General features: G+C 68.5%; 15 protein-coding genes. 14 read left to right on the top strand and 1 reads right to left on the bottom strand.

The annotated features are described in order from the left end of the window. Positions 1-1,751 precede the first annotated feature (1,751 nt). From recR to DSM100685_RS02805, 3 genes are all read left to right on the top strand, one after another. Positions 1,752-2,354, top strand: coding sequence for a recombination mediator RecR (recR, locus tag DSM100685_RS02795; protein WP_152349835.1), 603 nt, complete (start codon positions 1,752-1,754; stop codon positions 2,352-2,354). Positions 2,355-2,868: 514 nt separating this feature from the next. Beyond that, positions 2,869-3,633 (top strand): aspartate kinase, encoded by a 765-nt coding sequence (locus DSM100685_RS02800; RefSeq protein ID WP_152349836.1) that lies wholly within the window; start codon positions 2,869-2,871, stop codon positions 3,631-3,633. Positions 3,634-3,703: 70 nt separating this feature from the next. Beyond that, the gene (locus DSM100685_RS02805; protein WP_152349837.1) at positions 3,704-4,270 is read left to right on the top strand and encodes an ACT domain-containing protein; all 567 of its coding nucleotides are present in this window, start codon (positions 3,704-3,706) and stop codon (positions 4,268-4,270) included. A 346-nt stretch (positions 4,271-4,616) separates the two neighbouring features. On the opposite strand, the gene asd is transcribed toward DSM100685_RS02805, so the two are convergent. After that, a complete protein-coding gene (asd, locus tag DSM100685_RS02810) occupies positions 4,617-5,711 on the bottom strand; it encodes an aspartate-semialdehyde dehydrogenase (RefSeq protein ID WP_152349838.1) in 1,095 nt (364 codons plus the stop codon). A gap of 183 nt (positions 5,712-5,894) precedes the next feature. Between asd and DSM100685_RS02815 the strand changes: the two genes are divergently transcribed. The 11 genes from DSM100685_RS02815 (at position 5,895) to DSM100685_RS02865 (ending at position 18,922) form a co-directional block, all read left to right on the top strand. Beyond that, positions 5,895-6,515 carry a DUF5701 family protein gene (locus DSM100685_RS02815; RefSeq protein ID WP_152349839.1) on the top strand — a complete coding sequence of 207 codons (621 nt, stop codon included), beginning with the start codon at positions 5,895-5,897 and terminating at the stop codon, positions 6,513-6,515. A gap of 579 nt (positions 6,516-7,094) precedes the next feature. Beyond that, positions 7,095-8,003 carry a DUF4862 family protein gene (locus DSM100685_RS02820; protein ID WP_152349840.1) on the top strand — a complete coding sequence of 303 codons (909 nt, stop codon included), beginning with the start codon at positions 7,095-7,097 and terminating at the stop codon, positions 8,001-8,003. Continuing rightward, positions 8,000-8,986: an ROK family protein gene (locus DSM100685_RS02825; RefSeq protein WP_152349841.1), complete on the top strand. Its 987-nt coding sequence runs from the start codon at positions 8,000-8,002 to the stop codon at positions 8,984-8,986. The genes DSM100685_RS02820 and DSM100685_RS02825 overlap by 4 nt, the downstream gene beginning before the upstream one ends. A 48-nt stretch (positions 8,987-9,034) precedes the next feature. Next, positions 9,035-9,703 (top strand): N-acetylmannosamine-6-phosphate 2-epimerase, encoded by a 669-nt coding sequence (locus tag DSM100685_RS02830; protein WP_152349842.1) that lies wholly within the window; start codon positions 9,035-9,037, stop codon positions 9,701-9,703. A 472-nt stretch (positions 9,704-10,175) separates the two neighbouring features. Beyond that, on the top strand, positions 10,176-11,735 hold the full coding sequence (locus DSM100685_RS02835) for an ABC transporter substrate-binding protein (RefSeq protein WP_152349843.1): 1,560 nt from the start codon (positions 10,176-10,178) through the stop codon (positions 11,733-11,735). A gap of 146 nt (positions 11,736-11,881) precedes the next feature. Beyond that, complete coding sequence (locus DSM100685_RS02840; RefSeq protein WP_152349844.1) at positions 11,882-12,838, top strand: ABC transporter permease; 957 nt, start codon at positions 11,882-11,884, stop codon at positions 12,836-12,838. Positions 12,839-12,840: 2 nt separating this feature from the next. Further along, positions 12,841-14,895: a dipeptide/oligopeptide/nickel ABC transporter permease/ATP-binding protein gene (locus DSM100685_RS02845; protein WP_152349845.1), complete on the top strand. Its 2,055-nt coding sequence runs from the start codon at positions 12,841-12,843 to the stop codon at positions 14,893-14,895. Then, on the top strand, positions 14,892-15,719 hold the full coding sequence (locus tag DSM100685_RS02850; protein WP_152349846.1) for an ABC transporter ATP-binding protein: 828 nt from the start codon (positions 14,892-14,894) through the stop codon (positions 15,717-15,719). The genes DSM100685_RS02845 and DSM100685_RS02850 overlap by 4 nt, the downstream gene beginning before the upstream one ends. Before the next feature lie 61 nt (positions 15,720-15,780). After that, positions 15,781-16,743: a dihydrodipicolinate synthase family protein gene (locus DSM100685_RS02855; RefSeq protein WP_152349847.1), complete on the top strand. Its 963-nt coding sequence runs from the start codon at positions 15,781-15,783 to the stop codon at positions 16,741-16,743. 37 nt (positions 16,744-16,780) lie between these two features. Next, positions 16,781-17,593, top strand: coding sequence for a glucosamine-6-phosphate deaminase (gene nagB, locus DSM100685_RS02860; protein ID WP_152349848.1), 813 nt, complete (start codon positions 16,781-16,783; stop codon positions 17,591-17,593). 75 nt (positions 17,594-17,668) lie between these two features. Next, positions 17,669-18,922, top strand: a complete 1,254-nt coding sequence (locus DSM100685_RS02865; RefSeq protein ID WP_152349849.1) for an N-acetylglucosamine-6-phosphate deacetylase — start codon at positions 17,669-17,671, stop codon at positions 18,920-18,922. The last annotated feature ends 25 nt before the right edge of the window (positions 18,923-18,947 follow it).

The following is an 18,947-nucleotide window of genomic DNA, read 5'->3' on the forward strand; positions in this document are numbered from 1 at the left end:
CAATCGGGCAGCGGGGACGTGGCCGGCTGGGGACAGGCGCAGCAGCCCGCTTCCGCCAACGTTGCCGCGGACGCCCAGCCCGCACCGCAGTCCGCCCAACAGCCGGCCCAGTCCCAGACCCCGGCCCGGACCTCGGCCCCGGTGCGCGACGACCGCACGCCCGACGAACGCTGGGACGCGCTCGTGGCCGGTCTGCCCGCGGACGTGGCGGCATACGTGTCGCGCGAGAAGGTGCCGCGCATCAAGCTCGACCAGAATCCGAGCACCGGCGCGGGCCGGCTGTGGATCAAGTTCGACGTGCCGCTGAGCAAGTACGCGTTCGCGATCGCCATGGCCGACGAGGACGTGGACGGTTCGCGCAAGGTGGTGGACATCCTGCGCGCGGAGACGCGCAAGGCGTTCGGCGAGCACGTGCAACTGGCCCCCACCAAGAAGATGGCCGACGGGCAGGTGGCGCCGCCGCTGGGCAAGCTGCCGCCCGAGGAGCAGAGCCGCATCAAGTCGCAGATCGCCATGGCCAAGGCGGGCCTCGCCGCCGCGGGTCTCATGTCCGCGATCGGCGGACAGACGTCCGGCGCGGCCAAGGAGCCGAAGACCGGGGCTGCTCCGGACGCCGCGTCGCCGGCCGACGCCGACGACGTGCATCGAGGCGGTCCGGAGCCGTCCGACGATCCATGGGCAGGCCATGGCCCGACGACCGCTTCGCCGGCGCCTTCCCCCGCACCGGACGACGGTGATCCGTGGGCGTCCTCCAAGCCGCGGCATGCGCAGGCCGGTGGGGAATCCGAAGACCCGTGGGCGTCCGGGCGGAACGAGGCTCGGCAATCCGCGCAGCCGGGCGAGATGAATGACGATCCGTGGGCGAAGCGGACTCCGGGGGCTGGCGCTTCGGCCGGTCCGAAGCCGTCCGTGGCCGGAGTATCCGCAGCCACAACACCGGTTGCCGAGGGATCGGGCGTCCCCGCATCGGGCGACCCGTGGGAGTCGCCGGCCGTGAACGATGCGGCGGAGGATCCGTGGGCGTCGCAACCGCAGCCGCGGACGGCCGGGGACGCCGCCGCGGCTCCGGGCGCTTCCGGGGAGGAGCATCACAAGCATGTGGCGGTGCCGGACCTGAGCGACGACACCGATCCGTGGGCCACGCCGCCCGCCGCGCAGTCGGCTGCGCAGGCCTCCCCGGCGACGACGAACGGGCCGTCGACCAGCGCGAACGGTTTCGCCGCTCCGGCGACGGCTCCGTCCGCGGGCGCTCCATCGGGTACGCCCTCCAACGGCAATGCGGGTGGATTCGGCGCGTCCGCGCAGCAGTCCGCCCAGCAGTTCGGCCGCGCGGCTTTCCCCGCTTTCCCGGCGGGCGGCCCGCAGCCCGGACCGGGGCCCGCCCCGCTGCCGTACGAGCCGGAACCCGACGACTACGTGCCGGACGACCCGTGGAACCATCCGCAGCCGCCGGTCGCGCAACCGAGGCCGTCCGCCGCGCAGGACGACGTGCCGCTGCCGCATGTGGGCGTGGACCCGGAGGACGACGAGTACTCGATGAACGACGAGGTGCTCGGGCAGGGGGCCGCCATGGATGTGGAGGACCTGAAGAAGCTGTTCGAGGTCAAGAAGGTCGAGGACTTCGAGGCCGACGACCCGCACAACCCCAATAACATGCAGAAGAACAAAAACCATGACGACGAGTGACGCGCGGCTCCGCAACGCCGGAACCGCGGCGGCCGAAACCGCCGAACCCCAAGGAAAGGACGACCATGGCGCTCGCATATGACGGCGCGATCCAGAACCTCATCGACGCATTCTCGCGGCTGCCGGGCATCGGCCCCAAGGGCGCGCAGCGCATCGCCTTCTACCTGCTCGGCGCGTCCGACGATGAGGCGCAGGCGCTCGCCGACGCGATCAGCGAAGTCAAGGCGAAGGTGCGGTTCTGCGAGGTCTGCGGCAACGTGTGCGAGACGAGCCCGTGCCCAGTGTGCATGGATCCGCGGCGCGACCGCACGGTGATCTGCGTGGTCGAGGAGCCCAGGGACGTGATGAGCATCGAGCGCACGCGCGAGTTCCGCGGCCTGTACCACGTGCTCGGGGGCGCGATCAACCCCATGGCCAACGTGGGGCCGGCAGACCTGCGCATCCCGCAGCTGCTCGAGCGGCTCAAGGACGGGACCGTCACCGAGATCATCCTCGCGCTCGACCCGAACATCGAAGGCGAGGCGACCTCCACGTATCTGGGCCGGCTACTGGGGCCGCTGGGCGTGAAGGTCACGCGGCTCGCGAGCGGCCTGCCGGTGGGCAGCGATTTGGAGTACGCCGACGAGATCACGCTGGGGCGCGCCCTCGCCGGACGCCGGGAGGTGTGATGCCGAACATCGAAAAGCCCGGCGGGTTGGGCCGGGCTCTCGACGGAAAGGAGAAAGGAAAGAAGAAGAGAAGGGATTCAATTGTGGGGATTCTCGCGGATCCCCGTCGGCTTCCGCCGGCAAGAACCATATAACCGCATCAACATGCAAGGGACGATGGGGTTTCCTGAGAAGTTGCTGGGTATGAGGGACATGCAGGGGGCGTCGGCTCATAGTCGATGCGTATTGGGACGCCATCGGGCATACGGGACGCATGGGGCGCGCCGGCCGTGTGCGCCGGTCGTGCGGAACCTGCGGGACATGCGATCGGCGGTAATACGAACGTCGGCATTGCAGATGTCGGCGATGCGAACGTGCCGCGCGGGCGGACCGCGCGGACGAGCCGTGCCTATGTCCCGTCGCCTCGGTCCGCATCCTGAATGTCCAAGGCAACAGGCGGCATCCAGGCCGATATAATCGGGGCGCCCGCATACAGTTGGGTGCAGGCAGCATACCCGGAGAAGATTGGAAAGTCGTGGCTCTCATCGTACAGAAGTACGGCGGCTCGTCGGTCGCCGATACCGATTCGATCAAGCGCGTGGCCAAGCGCATCATCGACACCAAAAGGAAGGGCAACAAGGTGGCCGTGGTGGTCTCCGCCATGGGCGACACCACCGACGACCTCATCGATCAGGCCCTGAGCATCGACGGCAACCCGCCCGAGCGCGAAATGGACATGCTCATGACCGCGGGCGAGCGCATCTCGATGAGCCTGCTGGCCATGGCCATCCACGCCGCCGGCGACCGCGCGCACTCCTTCACCGGGCAGCAGGCCGGCTTCCTCACCGACGCCCGCTACGGCGCCGCGCACATCAAGGCCGTCCGCCCCGACCGCGTCAAGCAGGCGCTGTCCATGGGCGACGTAGCCATCGTGGCCGGCTTCCAGGGCATCAACGAGGACGGCGATCCGACCACGCTCGGCCGCGGCGGCTCCGACACCTCTGCGGTGGCCCTCGCGGTGGCCCTCGGCGCGGACATCTGCGAGATCTACACCGACGTGGACGGCGTGTTCACCGCCGACCCGCGCATCGTGCCCACGGCCCGCCGCATCCCGCACATCGACTACGACTCGATTCTGGAGATGGCGTCCTGCGGCTCCAAGGTGCTGGCGCTGCGCTGCGTCGAATACGCCCAGCGCTTCAAGATGCCGCTGCACGTGCGCTCCTCGTTCTCCCACCGCCCCGGCACGCTGATCGTGCCCGAAGGCGTGGATCCGCGCACCCTGCCCAACATCGACTGACCTCGACTGGATCGCGGCCACCGCGGCCGGCGAACCGAAGACCTCCCGACTTTCTGAAAGGCGAAACACAATGAGCGACAACGACAACAAGTCCATGGGCGACCTGTTCCCCGACCTCGGCCCCGAGGCCCCGGTCATCTCCGGCGTGGCGCACGACCGCACCGAGGCGCTGGTGACCGTGCGCGGCGTGCCGAACGAGCCCGGCATGGCGGCCAAGGTGTTCACCGAGCTGGCGACCGCCGGCATCAACGTGGACATGATCGTGCAGGCCGGCGCCTCCACCGGCACCGCGGACATCTCCTTCACCGTGCCGGAGACCGCGCGCAAGAAGACGCAGGAGGTGTTGCAGCAGTCGCACGACGAGCTGGACTACCGCGAGTTCGACGTGGACACCTCCGTGGGCAAGGTGGCCGTGGTGGGCGTGGGCATGAAGACCCACTCCGGCTTGGCCGCGAAGTTCTTCAACGCGCTGAGCGAGAAGGGCATCAACGTGCTCATGATCTCCACCTCCGAGATCCGCATCGCCGCGCTGGTGCCGCTCGAGCAGCTCGACGACGCCGTGCGCGCGCTGCACACCGCCTACGGTCTGGACGCCACGCAGGTGGAGGCCGTGGTCTACGGCGGCACTGGTCGCTGAGTTCGCCAAGTACTCCACCGAATACGCGAATGGGGCTCCCTCGCATGAGGAAGCCCCATTTTTTGATGTTTCCGCCGCGCCCCGATCATGGATGCCGCGCCGGAAAACGCCGGGAATGCCGGTGATGCCGTCTACCATCCGGACAGGGAGCGCATCTCCGGACCGGGAGCGCCCGCTCCCCGTCCGGATGAGACGAAAATGGCGTCATTCCGCCGAAATGAACCGGTGTGGACGGGGAGTGCCCGCTCCCGGTCCGGAGAATCGCTCCCGGTCCGGAGAAGCTGCGACCGGTCCGGGCTGGTGCAGACGCGGCGGACGGCACACGCCGGACGGGGAGCGGACGCCGTTACTTGGCAGTGATGTAGCCGAGGGCCTTGAGCATCTCCGCGCACTCGAGGGCGCCGCCGGCCGCGCCGCGTAGCGTGTTGTGCGCGAGGCCGACGAACTTCCAGTCGAAGATCGAATCCGGGCGCAGGCGGCCGATCGACACGCCCATGCCGCCCTCGTAGTCCACGTCGAGCTTGACCTGCGGGCGGTCGTCCTCGGTGAGGTACTGGATGAAGTGCTTCGGCGCGTGCGGCAGGCCGAGCTTCGCTGCCTCGGAGGTGTAGTTCACCAGACGGTCGACGAGCTCCTCCTTGGTGGGGTTCTTGCCGAAGTTGAGGAACACGGTGGCGGTGTGGCCGTTGAGCACGGGCACGCGGATGCACTGCGAGGTGATCCGCAGCGGGCCCTCGAACGGCACGATCTCGCCCTTGGCGTCGTCCACGTGGCCGAAGACCTTGAGCGGCTCCTTCTCGCTCTTGGCCTCCTCGCCGGAGATGAACGGGATGATGTTGCCCACCATCTCGGGCCAGTCGCGGAACGTCTTGCCGGCGCCGGAGATGGCCTGGTACGTGCTGACGACCACCTCGTGCGGCTCGAACTCCTTCCACGCGGCGAGCGCCGGGGTGTACGCCTGGATGGAGCAGTTCGGCTTGACGGCGATGAAGCCGCGCGTGGTGCCGAGGCGCCTGCGCTGGTGCTCGATCACCGCGAAGTGCTCCGGGTTGATCTCCGGGACGACCATCGGCACGTCCGGGGTCCAGCGGTGGGCGCTGTTGTTGGAGACGACCGGCGTCTCGGTCTTCGCGTAGCGCTCCTCGATGGCGCGGATCTGGTCCTTCGGCATGTTCACGGCGGAGAACATGAAGTCGACGCCGGACGCGACCTTCTCGGCGTCGTCGCCGTCCACCACCGTCATGTGGCGCGCGTACTCGGGCATGGGCGTCTCGATCTTCCAACGGTCGCCGACCGCCTCCTCGTACGTCTTGCCGGCGCTGTGCGCGGACGCGGCGAGGGTGGTCACCTCGAACCACGGGTGGTTTTCGAGCAGGGTCACGAAGCGCTGGCCCACCATGCCGGTGGCGCCGAGGATGCCGACCTTCAATTTCTCGGACATAACAACCTTCTGGATTGGCGGATTTGACTGGCGTGCCCGGTCGGCCGTGTCCTCATGGCCGACCGTCGCATTGGTTCAATCCTACGGGCCGGCGGGCGCGGGCGCGGCGGCGGTCCCATATGCTGGCGGGCGCGCGGGAACGCACCGGGCGCGCGGGCGGGACGGTGTTCTACACTGGGGACCATGTCGAAGGCATCCGTGGAAGCGCAGCATCAGCTGGACCGCATCGTGGCGCTGGGATATCCGGACGTGGCGGACATGAGCGCCGCGGCGTTCCGCTCGCTCGCCCGGCCGCTCGTCGAGGCGCTCGAACACGCCGATCTGGACGAGCGCATCCTGCTCGTGCCCACGCGCGAGCTGGTGTCCCCGGAATCGCTCATCGCCCGCACCTCCATCAACCGCATGGCCGGGTTCACCACCATGCCCCCGCGCGACATCGCCAGCTTCCTGCCGCAGGACGGGTTCGAGCCGCCGGAGGGGCCGTTCTACATCGTGGTGGAGCCGCACACCGGCACCAAGTACACCAACCGCGAACCGGACGTGGCCCGCAAGCTCATCGACTCCGACGGGCGGCTGCCGCTCACGCTCGAGGAGGGGCTGGCCATCGCCACGCAGCACCCCGACTGGCTGCGGGAGAAGAACGGCTTCAACCTGCTCGGCTCCCGGAGCGCGGACGGGCGCGTGCCGAGCATCTGGATGAGCCAGAACGCGCCGCGACTCGGCGCCGTGTGGCCGAATTCGAAGCACACGTGGCTTGGTAACGCGTTCTGCATGGCCCGCCGCGGGGTGTCGCTGTTCCGCTGAGGGCGGTTGGGGATAAGCCGGCGCATCTGGCGGCGCTATATGGCCTTCCCAGGGCGGATTATCCGTTGTGCGGACATCCACTTGCCGTTCCGAGGGCAGGTTCGTCCGGGCGCCGAGGCGTTTCATCGTTGAAAAATGGTGCAATTGCAAGGGTCGATATCCGCAGTGTGCTCGGTGGGATGCCCTCGGAACGGCAAGTGGATGTCCGCAGCCGCTGAAATCTGCCCCCGGAAGGTCAAGTAGAGGCCAAATATCAGTGGAGGACAACTAGCGGAGTGCATCGAGACGAAAGGTTTCTCGTCGACGGCCGCGGCATATGTCCTCGCGCGAAGTGGCGGCGGAACAAGAGACGCGGCGGAAAAACGGTGCGGCGGAGAGAGGCGACTCCATGACGGTGAAGAGCGGTGAGGAAGAGCGGCGCTGCGGCAGGCGCGGCGTGGACTCGACCAGAGGGCTGGTCTGGGCGCACCCTAGGCCGGAACACACCTGTCGCCCGGCGTTAACAGATTAGACATCAGACGTCTGATGATAGTACTATGGAAATGCTCTCAGGCAACGGCATTTCAAGGAGGAAACAGCATGCCATCATTCGTCGTCGGCGCGTACGCGTCATTGCCGCAGGGGCGAGAAGCCCAGGAAACCTATTACGACCTGCTCGGCGAGCAGCCGTGGATCGCGGGCACCGAGCTGCCCTTCCCCGGCGACCTCGCGGACACCGCCGACCGCATCTGGCTGGCCGGGCACCTGCCCAAGCACTGGCGCGGCAACACCGTCACCGTCATCCCCGGCACCATGCAGCACGTGTGGAAGGACCCGAACTTCGGCCTCGCCAGCCCGGACGAGGACGGGCGCAAGGCCGCGCTCGCGTTCATGAAGCAACTGCGCGAGGCGCTCGCGGACTTCGCCCAGTGGCGCTCCAGCCAGGATGTCAAGTTCATCGAAATCCACTCCGCCCCCACGAGGACCGCCAGCCGCGACGCCATGGCCGCCTCGCTCGACGCCCTCGCGCAGTTCGACTGGTCCGGCGCCAAGCTGGTGATCGAGCACTGCGACAAGTACATCGAGGGGCAGAAGCCGGAAAAGGGCTTCCTACCGATCGAGGACGAAATCGCATTGTGCGAGTCGGCCGGCATCGGGCTCACTGTGAACTGGGGACGCTCGGTGGTGGAGGGCCGCACGCCCGAAACCGCCGTGGAGCACGTGGAGGCCGCCGCGAAGGCCGGCGTGCTGAGCGGCCTCATGTTCTCCGGCGCCGGCCCGGAGGAGACCCAGTACGGCTACGGCTGGATCGACGGCCACCTGCCCATGAACCCGGACGAGCCCACCTCGCTCATGGACGCCGCCGCCATCAGGGCCGCCGTGCGCGCCGCGCAGACGCAGGGCCACCCGGTCGACTATCTGGGCGCCAAGGTGTGCGTGCCCAAGGACGCGACGGTCGAGGAGCGGCTCGGCTACCTCGCGCGCATCCACGAGGCGGTCGTCGCATGAGCGCGGGGGCGCGCGCCGCCTCTCCCGTCTACCTGGCCTTCGACATCGGCGGCACCAAGGTCGCCTCGGGATTCGTGACGTTGCCGGCGGACGGCGGGCCCGAGGTGACGGCCCGCTGCGAGATCCCGACCGAGGCCGCGCGCGGCGGCGAGGACCTGAAGAACCGCATCGTCGCCCTGGCCGTCCGCCAGCTCGAACGCGCCAAGGCTGAGGGCGTGGAGATCGCCGGCGTCGGCATTGCGGCGGCCGGCGTGCCGGACAGCGAGACCGGCGAGATCGTCTCCGCCACGGACATCCTGCCCGGGTGGCGCGGCCAGCGCATCTACGACGCGTTCGCCGCCGTGACCGACCTGCCGGTGTACATGATCGGCGACGTGGGCGCGCACGGCATGGGCGAGGCGACGTACGGCGCCGGGCGCGGCGCGGGCGTGGTGCTCTCGATCGGCGTGGGCACCGGCATCGGCGGCGCGATCGTGGTGGGCGGGCGCCTGTTCACCGGCGCGCATGGCGTGGCCGGCCATGCGGGTCATGTGCCGAGCGCGCTCGGGCGCGGCTTCCTGTGCTCGTGCGGCACCCGCGAGGGGCACATCGAGCCGGTCGCCTCCGGCACGGGCCTGAAGGACCTCTACAACCGGCGCTGCGCGGAGGCCGGCGGCGAGAACCTCCCGGCGGCCGACGGCGCCGAAGTGGCCGCCCGCGCTGCCGCGGGAGAGGAGCTGGCCCGCCGCACGCTCGCCGACAGCGCCCGCGCGCTCGGCGAATGCGTCGGCGGCATGGGCAACCTCATCGACCCGGACGTGATCGTGGTCTCCGGCTCGGTCGTCAAGGCCGGTCCGATCTGGTGGGACGCCCTGCGAGCCGGATTCGCCGATTCCGCGCTCGCGCTCGTCAGGCCGACGCCGCTCGTCGAGGGCGAGCTCGGCGGGGCGGCGCCGCTGATCGGCGCGGCGGCGGCGATCCACGGGCGTCTCGGGGCGCAATAGAGCAGGGCAAGGCACAGAAGCAGGCCTGAACAACAGGAAGGAACCAACATGCATCAGGCAATCGAGAAGATCAAAGGTGGCCTCGTGGTGAGCTGCCAGGCGTATCCGGGCGAGCCGCTGCGCCACCCGGAGACCATGGCGCAGATGGCCATGGCGGCCGTGGAGGGCGGGGCCGTGGGCATCCGCTGCCAGGGGCTGGCGGACATCGCGGCCATCAAGGGGCAGGTGAGCGTGCCGGTGATCGGCATCTGGAAGGACGGCGAGGAGGGTGTGTACATCACGCCCACGCTGCGCCACGCCCGCTGCTGCGCGGCCGCCGGCGCGGACATCATCGCCATCGACGCGACCGGCCGCCCGCGCCCGGACGGGCTGACCTACGCCGAAACCGTGCACGCCCTGCACGACGAGGGCGTGGTCGTGATGGCCGACTGCGGCAGCTTCGCCGACGCCGAGCGCGCCGTGGAGGCCGGCACCGACATCATCTCCACCACGCTGTCCGGCTACACCGGCGAGCGTCCCAAGACCGACGGCCCGGACTTCGAGCTGCTCGGCCAGATGATCGAGGCGTTCCCGGACGTGCCCGTGCTGTGCGAGGGACGCATCCACACGCCCGACCAGCTGCGGCGGGTCATGGCCACCGGCGCGTGGGCCGCGGTGGTGGGCACGGCGATCACGCATCCGACGACCATCACGCGCTGGTTCGCGGCGAAGCTGTGAGCGGGGGCGGATGCCGCAACGAGGCGGCTCCGCTGGAAAACGCGTGAAACGATTGACGCCGCCGTCCGTGAATCCCTACCATGGATTTCATGGACGGCGATCGTCGTTCAGTCAACAAAAGAACAGACAACTGACGTCATATTCCATGAATGCGAATCATGGACCCAACCGGCCGGCATCACCGTGAAGGCAAGCGTGGAGGCTTGCAGCACCAGCGATATCCGGCGCCGAACAATGAGCATCAGGGCGAGCGGAAGGATCCCGTCGAGTGAATGTCCAAACACGCCGACTTGAAATCAGACATCAGACGTCTTACCATTAAGGAGGTTCGACAACGACGTTAACGGTTCTCACAGGACCCCCATCCGAACGATCGGCATGGCGAGAACCCGTATCAACAACGACACGCAGGAAAGGATCACGTCGCAGTTCGAACGATGGTCCGACATTCACTCAACGAAGAGGAGAACCCATGTTCAGGAGAAACGGAAAGTTCAAGGCCGGTGTGGCCGCAGCGGTCGCCGGCCTCATGCTGCTCGCCGGATGCGGCGGCGGCAACGCCCAGACCACGGTGAAGACCGGCACGTCCGTGGCCGACACCATCACCGCGCAGGTCGCCTACGCCAGCCGCGACTTCAGCCCGACCACCTCGGGCGCGCTGCCGCTGGCCGCCAACTGGCACGTCACCGAGCCGCTGTACGCCCTCGACTACACCACCTACGAGCCGTACGCCGCCCTCGCCAAGGGCGATCCGCAGAAGGTGTCCGACACCGAGTACGTCGTCACCCTGCGCGACGGCGCCAAGTTCTCCGACGGCACCGCCGTCACCGCCAAGGACGTGGTGAGCTCCTACGAGCGCTCCACCGCCTCCGGCTCCCTGTACATCTCGATGCTCGACTTCATCGACTCCGTGGAGGCCAAGTCCGACACCGAGGTCACCTTCAAGCTCACCAAGGCCTTCCCGCTGTTCCAGCAGCGCCTGGCCCTCATCCCGATCGTGCCGACCGCCAAGTCCAACGACGAGCTCAAGAGCATGCCCACCGGCTCCGGCCCGTGGAAGTACACCGAGATCACCGACCAGCAGGTCAAGTTCGAGAAGAACGACCAGTACAACGGCCAGTACCCGGCCCAGACCAAGTACATGGTGTGGAACGTGACCGTGGACGACACCGCCCGCGTCACCGCCATGCAGGGCGGCAAGACGGACATCATGGAGATGGTCCCGGCCCAGGCCTTCCAGACCCTCCAGTCCTCCGGCTCCGAACTGCAGACCGCACAGGGCTTCAACCTGCCGTTCCTCATGTTCAACACCAAGCAGAAGCCGTTCAACGACAAGCGCGTCCGCCAGGCCGTGTTCTACGCGATCGACGTCGACAAGCTCATCTCCAACCAGATGAGCGGCCAGGCCGAAGCCGCCACGAGCTTCCTGCCCAAGGACTCCAGCTACTACAACCAGGCCAAGAACGTGTACACCAAGGACACCGCCAAGGCCAAGGAGCTGCTCGCCGCGGCCGGCGTGACCACCCCGATCAGCTTCACGCTGTACACCACCGACCACTCCTGGATCACCCAGCTGGCCCCGCAGATCAAGAACGACCTCGCCGAGATCGGCATGAACGTGGACATCCAGTCCATGAAGTCCTCCGCCCTGTACCCGTCCGTCACGGACAAGGACGACGCCGACTACTCCATGGTCCTCGCCCCCGGCGACCCGTCCGTGTTCGGCAACGATCCCGACCTGCTCATGAACTGGTGGTACGGCGACAACGCCTGGACCAAGCAGCGCTCCTTCTGGAAGGGCTCCGACGGCTACACCCAGCTGCACGAGCTCATGGACAAGGCCCTCGCCTCCTCCTCCGACTCGGAGCGCCAGACCTACTGGAACCAGTGCTACGACTTGCTCTCCGAGGAGCTGCCGCTCTACCCGCTGTTCCACCGCAAGACAACCACGGCCGTCAAGAAGGGCGTCTTCTCGTCCTGGGGCGCCATCGGCTCCACCGGCATCAACCTGATCAAGGCCAAGCTGAACTGACATCCATCCACGGCATCGTCCCGCCCGTGACGCGGGTCTGACAGGGAATCGGGGGAGTCCCTTCGGGGAAACCCGGAGGGACTCCCCCTTCCCATGCCCGGAACCGCCCGCGGCGGCGATGCGAAGCATAGGAGCTTTGAAGCAAAGTGAGCAATCTGTTACGACTGTTGGGCAGGCGCCTGATCGCCCTGCCGTTCATGGCATTCGGAGTCACCTTCCTGGTGTTCTTCCTGATGTCCTTCTCCCAGTATGATCCCGCGGTCGCCGCGCTCGGCGAGAACTCCACTCCGGAGGCGCTGGCTGCGTTCCGCCACGAAATGGGCTACGACCTGCCGTGGTGGGAGCAGTTCTTCAACTACATCGCCGGCCTGTTCCACGGCGACATGGGCGTGTACGGCGTCAACAAGGACTCCGTCGCGGCCCGCGTCGGCCAGGCGTTCCCGGTCACCCTGCAGCTGACGTTCATCGGCCTGATCATCGCGATCATCTTCGCGATCATCTTCGGCGTGCTCGCCGCCCTGTACCGCGACACGTGGGTCGACCAGCTCATCCGCGTGGTCTCCATCATCGCCATCGCCACCCCGTCCTTCTGGCTGGGCGTGCTGCTCATCTACGTGCTGCAGATCAAGATGGCCCTCCTGCCCGGCTCCGGCGACCTCGTGCCGTTCACGCAGGACCCCGGCGCCTACCTCGCCCGCATGGCCATGCCGTCCTTCGCGCTCGGCCTGCCCGTCGCCGGCCAGCTCACCCGCATCATCCGAACCTCCATGGTCGAGGAGCTCGACAAGGACTACGTGCGCACCGCCATCGGCGCGGGCGTGCCCAAGCGCGTCGTCGTGGCCCGCAACGTGTTCCGCAACGCCCTGATCACCCCGGTGACCACCCTCGGCATGAAGATCGGCTACCTCATGGGCGGCGCGATCGTCATCGAGGTCATCTTCGCCCTGCCCGGCATGGGCACCGCGATGTTCGACGGCATCAACGGCAACCAGCCGATGCTCGTCCAGGGCGTGGTGCTCGTGGTGGCCCTCGCGTTCATCATCATCAACATCATCGTTGATCTGCTCTACGTGCTGATCAACCCGCGAATCAGGACGGTGTGACGATGCTCTTCGGAAAGAACAAGGTCGCCGAGGCCGCAAGCCAGCCCGGCGTCAAATTCAATCGCTTCAGCAAGATGACCGTGGGCAGCCGCATCTCCTTCGTGGTGATCGCGCTGCTGGTGATCTGCGCCGTCTTCGCGCCCGTGCTGGCCCCGCACGACCCGCTCGCGATCACCACGAGCTACCAGGCGCCCACCGGCGAGCACTGGTTCGGCACCGACAACCTCGGCCGCGACGTGCTCTCCCGCGTGCTGTACGGCGCCCGCTACTCGCTGGTCATCGGCCTGAGCTCCATCGCCTTCGCCCTCGTCGTCGGCTCCCTGATCGGCGCCCTCGCGGCCGTGACCCGCACATGGATCTCCGAGCTCATCATGCGCGTCATCGACGTGTTCATGTCCGTGCCGGGCATCGCCCTCGCGGCCGTGTTCGTCTCGATCCTCGGCCAGTCGATGATCGGCATCATCATCTCCATCGGCGTGCTGTACGTGCCGCAGATCGCCCGCATCGTGCGCGCGAACATCATCAGCGAATACGGCAAGGACTACGTGCGCGCGGTCATCGTCTCCGGCGCCCGCGCCCCGTGGATCCTCTACAAGCACGTCATGCGCAACATCGCCGCCCCGGTCATGGTGTTCACCACCCTGTCCGTCGCCGACGCGATCGTGTTCGAGGCGTCACTGTCCTTCATCAACGCCGGCATCCCCGAGCCCACCCCCACCTGGGGCAACATCCTGTCCTCCGCGAAGGCCGGCGTGATCTTCGGCTACTGGTGGCAGGCCATGTTCCCGGGCCTCGCGATCATGATCACCGTGCTGTGCCTCAACATCCTGTCCGAGGGCATCACCGACGCCATGGTGGCCGCCCCGACCGCGCCGATCGCCAAGACCGCCGCCGACGCCGAGGCCGAGCGCAAGGAGGACCGCATCCTCACCGACCCGGTCGCCGCGTACAAGATGCAGGCCGAGTCCCTCGCCGAGTCGCTGGCCGCGCTCAAGGCCGCCGAACTCAGGCGCACCGACCGCTTCGAGCCCAAGAGCACCGAGCCGCCGGTCATCGAGGTCAAGAACCTGTGCATCAAGTTCCCGCGCCACGGCGACGTGAACGTGGTGGACCACGTGAGCTTCGCGGTGCGCCCCGGCGAGACCATGGGCCTCGTGGGCGAGTCCGGCTGCGGCAAGTCCATCACCTCGCTGGCCATCATGGGCCTGCTGGACCCGAAGGCCGAGATCAGCGGCGAGATCCTGTTCGACGGCAAGAACCTCGTGGGCATGAGTCCCAAGGAGCACAACGCCCTGCGCGGCCACGAGATCGCCATGATCTACCAGGACGCCCTCTCCTCGCTCAACCCGTCCATGCTCATCAAGGCGCAGATGAAGCAGCTCACCTCCCGCGGCGGCACCCGCAGCGCCGAGGAGCTGCTCGAGCTCGTGGGCCTCGACCCCAAGCGCACGCTGGAGTCGTACCCGCACGAGCTGTCCGGCGGCCAGCGCCAGCGCGTGCTCATCGCCATGGCCCTGACCCGCGACCCGAAGCTCATCATCGCCGACGAGCCCACCACGGCCCTCGACGTGACCGTGCAGAAGCAGGTCATCGACCTGCTGAACGAGCTGCGCGAGAAGCTCGGCTTCGCGATGGTCTTCGTCTCGCACGACCTCGCGCTCGTGGCCAAGGTGGCGCACTCCATCACCGTCATGTACGCCGGCCAGGTCGTCGAGCAGGGCTCCACCAGGGAGATCCTCACCGACCCCCGCCACGAGTACACCCGCGGCCTGCTCGGCTCCGTCACCTCCATCGAGGCCGGCGCCGGAAGGCTCCACCAGGTGCCCGGCACCGTGCCGTCCCCGGCGGACTTCCCGAAGGGCGACCGCTTCGCGCCGCGCTCCAGCCACCCGGACGTGGGCCTCAACACCCGCCCGATCTTCAAGCAGGTGCCCGGCACGTACCACTTCTACGCGGCCCTGCCGCCGGACGCGGACGTCACGCCGGCGCCGTCGGCGGAACCGGCCGCGGCCGTTGACGCCCCGACAGCCATCAGCAAGGAAGGAGATGCCCGATGAGCAAGGATCCGAACGTGCCGATCATCGAGCTCAAGGACGTCGAGGTGGTCTTCACCACCCGCGCCGGCTCGGGACTGTTCCACAAGAACAAGATCACCGCCGTCAACAAGGTGAACCTGAAGCTCATGCCCGGCCAGACCATCGGCATCGTCGGCGAGTCCGGCTGCGGCAAGTCCACCACGGCCAACGTGATGTGCGGCCTGCAGCAGGCCACCTCCGGCCAGGTGCTCTTCAAGGGGCAGGACGTGACCCACCGCACCGCCAAGGAGCGCATGGAGATCGGCCGCGTGGTGTCCGTGGTCTTCCAGGACCCGGCCACCGCCCTCAACGCTCGCATGAGCGTGATCGACCAGCTCATCGACCCGCTCGTGGTGCACAAGCTCGGCTCCAAGGCCGACCGCGACAAGCGCGCCCGCGAACTCATCCGCATGGTCGGCCTGCCGACCTCGGTGCTCGGCGCCCTGCCCGGCCAGCTGTCCGGCGGCCAGCGCCAGCGCGTCGCCATCGCCCGCGCCCTGTCACTGAGCCCCGACGCGATCATCGCGGACGAGCCGACCTCCGCGCTGGACGTCTCCGTGCGTGCGCAGATCCTCAACCTGCTGTCGGACCTCAAGAAGACGCTCGGCCTATCGATGGTGTTCATCAGCCACGACATCCAGACCGTCCGGTACATCTCCGACGAGGTCATGGTCATGAACCGCGGTTCCGTCGTCGAACGCGGCAAGACCATGGACGTGATGCGCAACCCGCAGGACGAGTACACCAGGATCCTCATGGGCGCCGCGCCCTCCCTGCTGCATCCGACCGCCGCCGAATGCGCCTGACGCCGCCGTCAACCATCCATCACCATCAGCGACAACGAGACAACACAAAGGACAAACCATCATGGCAACCCAGTTCCGCGGGGTCATTCCCCCCGTCGTCACCCCACTCACCGCGTCCGGCGAAGTCGACAAGGCCAGCTTCGCCCGCTCGCTCAACCGCATGATCGACGCCGGCGTCGACGGCCTGTTCACGCTCGGCTCGTCCGGCGAGGTCGCGTTCAGCACCGACGCCCGCCGCCGCGAGATCATCAAGACCGTCATGGAGATCGTGGACGGCCGCGTGCCCGTGTTCGTCGGCTGCATCGACACCGAGACCAACCGCGTGATCGAGCACGCGCTCGAGGCGAAGGAGCTCGGCGCCTCCGCGATCGTGGCCACCTGCCCGTTCTACGCGCTCGGCGGCCTGCCGGAGATCGAGCGCCACTTCCGCCTCATCCACGAGGCCGTGCCGGACCTGCCGCTGTTCGCCTACGACATCCCCGTGTGCGTGCACACCAAGCTGCCCGGCGGCCTGCTCGTCAAGCTCGGCCAGGAGGGCGTGCTCGCCGGCGTCAAGGACTCCTCCAACGACGACGTGGCGTTCCGCTTCCTCGTGGACGACAACGCCAAGGCCGGCCACCCCCTCACGCTGCTCACCGGCCAGGAGGTCGTGGTGGACGGCGCGTACATGGCCGGCGCCGACGGCTCCGTGCCCGGTCTCGCCAACGTGGAGGCCACCGGCTACGTGCGCATGTGGAAGGCCGCCGAGGCCGGCGACTGGGCCACCGTCAAGAAGGAGCAGGACTGGCTGGCCGCGCTCATGCGCATCGTCACCGTGCCGCAGGGCGTCGCGGGCTTCGGCTCCGGCGTGGGCGCGTTCAAGACCGCCATGGCGCTGCTCGGCGTGTTCGACACCAACCAGATGCCCAACCCGGTCCTGCCGCTCAAGGGCGACAACGTGAAGCGCGTCGCCGCCGTGCTCGAGGAGTGCGGCATGACGCTCGCCCGCACGCCCGAGGAAGTCTCCGCCTCCACCGAGGCGTGACGCCGCGACCGGATCCAAGGCCCGAAAGGAAAACACCATGGCAGAAGTCATCATCGTCAAAACCCAGGAGGAGGCCGGCGAGCTGTACGGCCGCTCGGTCGCGGACCTCATCAAGGCCAAGCCGGACGCGGTGCTGGGGCTTGCGACCGGCTCCAGCCCGCTGGCCGCCTACAAGGCGCTCGCCAAGATCGTCAAGGAGGAGTCCATCGACGTCTCCGGCGTCCGGGGCTTCGCGCTGGACGAGTACATCGGCCTGCCGCTGACCCACCCCGAGTCGTACCACGCGACCATCCATCGCACGGTCGTCGAGCCCCTCGGCCTCGACCCGGCCAAGGTCCACGTGCCCGGCGACGCGCTGGACGGCGCCCCGCTGGAGGACGGCGAGCGCATCGCCGCCGCCGGCCCGGCGTACGACGCGGCGATCGAGGCCGCGGGCGGCATCGACGTGCAGATCCTCGGCATCGGCACCGACGGCCACGTGGGCTTCAACGAGCCCGGCTCGTCGCTCGCCTCCGGCACGCGCGTGAAGACCCTCACCGAGCAGACCCGCATCGACAACGCGCGCTTCTTCGACGACGACATCAATCAGGTGCCCACGCACTGCATCACGCAGGGCATCGGCACGATCATGAAGGCCCGCCATCTGGTGCTGCTGGCGTTCGGCGCCGGCAAGGCCGAGGCCGTCGCGGAGACCGTGGAGGGCGGCATCAGCTCGTTCTGCCCGGCATCGGCGCTGCAGCTGCACCCGCACGCCACGATCATCGTGGACGAGGAGGCCGCCGGCCGCCTGCGCAACAAGGACTACTACCGGTACTCCTTCGAGCACAAGCCGGCCTGGCAGGCGATCTGATCGCACGTGGTCCCGGTTCCCGCCCCGCGCGGGGCCGGGACCGCGGTGTTTCCACAGGCTTTGAGGAAGGCAATCATGACCGAAACTCGTGAACAGGTCGTCGCCCGCGTGACGGCGGCCATGGAAGGCGGCGCGGACGACCCGTTCGTGATCCGCAACGCCGTGAAGGCCGACGCGCGCGGCGTGCTGCCCGGCGCGTGGGTGAGCGTGGCGGACGGCGTGATCGACGCCATGGGCGCGGGCGATGCGGACCTTGAGACGCGCGTTGCCCACTTGGGCGGCCCGGACCGCGTGACCGTGATCGACGCCGGGGGCATGCTCGTCACGCCCGGCTACGTGGACATCCATGCCCACGGCGCATGGGAGCGCTCGTTCGACGACGGCCCGGACGGCATCGCCACCGCGCGCGCGTGGCACCTGCTGCACGGCACCACGCGTCAGGTGCTCTCGCTCATCACCAATCCGCTGGACGTGATGGAGGAGAACCTGCGCCACGTGAAGGCCGCCACGCATGCGCGTCCGGACGTGCTCGGCTCCCATCTGGAGGGCCCGTTCCTCGCGCTGTCGCGCAAGGGCGCGCACGATCCGAACTGCCTGTGCGACCCCACCCCCGAGCGCGTGGAGCGCCTGCTCAAAGCCGCCGACGGCACGCTGCGCCAGATCACGCTCGCCCCCGAGCGCGAGCACGGCATGGAGGCCGTCCGCCGCTTCGCCGCCGCCGGCGTGGTGCCCGCCGTGGGCCACTGCGACGCCGACTATGGGGTGGCGAAGCGCGCGTTCGACGCGGGCGCCGGGCTCATGACCCACATGTTCAACGCGATGAACGGCCTGCACCACCGCGACCCTGGCCCGATCCCGGCCGCCGCGGAGGACCCGCGCGTGGTGATCGAGCTCATCAACGACGGCTTCCACGTGGCCAATCCGGCGCTGCGCCTGGGCCTGAAGTTCGCGCCGCACCGGATCGCGTTCGTCACCGACGCCATGGCCGCCACCGGATGCCCGGACGGCGCCTACAAGCTGGGCGCGCTCGACGTGAACGTGGTGGACGGTCACGCCCGGCTCGTCTCCAACGGGGCCATCGCCGGCTCCACGCTCATCCTCGAGGTGGCCGTGCGGCGCGCCGTGCACGAACTCGGCATGGGGCTCGCGGACGCGATCGAGGCCGCGACGCTCACCCCGGCCCGCGCGTTCGGCTTCGACCGCCCGAACCCCGTCACCGGTGCGCCCCTGGGCCTCGTCGCGCCCGGCTACGCGGCCGACCTGCTCGTCACCGACCCGGGCACGCTGGGCGTGCGGCACGTCTGGTGCGCCGGGCGGCGGGTGAGCTGAGGCGGCTCGCAGGCTCCGAATCAGG

This window comes from Bifidobacterium avesanii (assembly GCF_009299475.1).
In the GTDB taxonomy this organism is placed as follows: Bacteria; Actinomycetota; Actinomycetes; order Actinomycetales; family Bifidobacteriaceae; genus Bifidobacterium; species Bifidobacterium avesanii.

Coding starts and splice junctions, on each gene's coding strand:
- recR (WP_152349835.1), top strand. CDS start 1,752: ATGGCGCTCGCATATGACGGCGCGATCCAGAACCTCATCGACGCATTC.
- DSM100685_RS02805 (WP_152349837.1), top strand. CDS start 3,704: ATGAGCGACAACGACAACAAGTCCATGGGCGACCTGTTCCCCGACCTC.
- asd (WP_152349838.1), bottom strand. CDS start 5,711: ATGTCCGAGAAATTGAAGGTCGGCATCCTCGGCGCCACCGGCATGGTG.
- DSM100685_RS02815 (WP_152349839.1), top strand. CDS start 5,895: ATGTCGAAGGCATCCGTGGAAGCGCAGCATCAGCTGGACCGCATCGTG.
- DSM100685_RS02820 (WP_152349840.1), top strand. CDS start 7,095: ATGCCATCATTCGTCGTCGGCGCGTACGCGTCATTGCCGCAGGGGCGA.
- DSM100685_RS02825 (WP_152349841.1), top strand. CDS start 8,000: ATGAGCGCGGGGGCGCGCGCCGCCTCTCCCGTCTACCTGGCCTTCGAC.
- DSM100685_RS02830 (WP_152349842.1), top strand. CDS start 9,035: ATGCATCAGGCAATCGAGAAGATCAAAGGTGGCCTCGTGGTGAGCTGC.
- DSM100685_RS02835 (WP_152349843.1), top strand. CDS start 10,176: ATGTTCAGGAGAAACGGAAAGTTCAAGGCCGGTGTGGCCGCAGCGGTC.
- DSM100685_RS02845 (WP_152349845.1), top strand. CDS start 12,841: ATGCTCTTCGGAAAGAACAAGGTCGCCGAGGCCGCAAGCCAGCCCGGC.
- DSM100685_RS02850 (WP_152349846.1), top strand. CDS start 14,892: ATGAGCAAGGATCCGAACGTGCCGATCATCGAGCTCAAGGACGTCGAG.
- DSM100685_RS02855 (WP_152349847.1), top strand. CDS start 15,781: ATGGCAACCCAGTTCCGCGGGGTCATTCCCCCCGTCGTCACCCCACTC.
- nagB (WP_152349848.1), top strand. CDS start 16,781: ATGGCAGAAGTCATCATCGTCAAAACCCAGGAGGAGGCCGGCGAGCTG.
- DSM100685_RS02865 (WP_152349849.1), top strand. CDS start 17,669: ATGACCGAAACTCGTGAACAGGTCGTCGCCCGCGTGACGGCGGCCATG.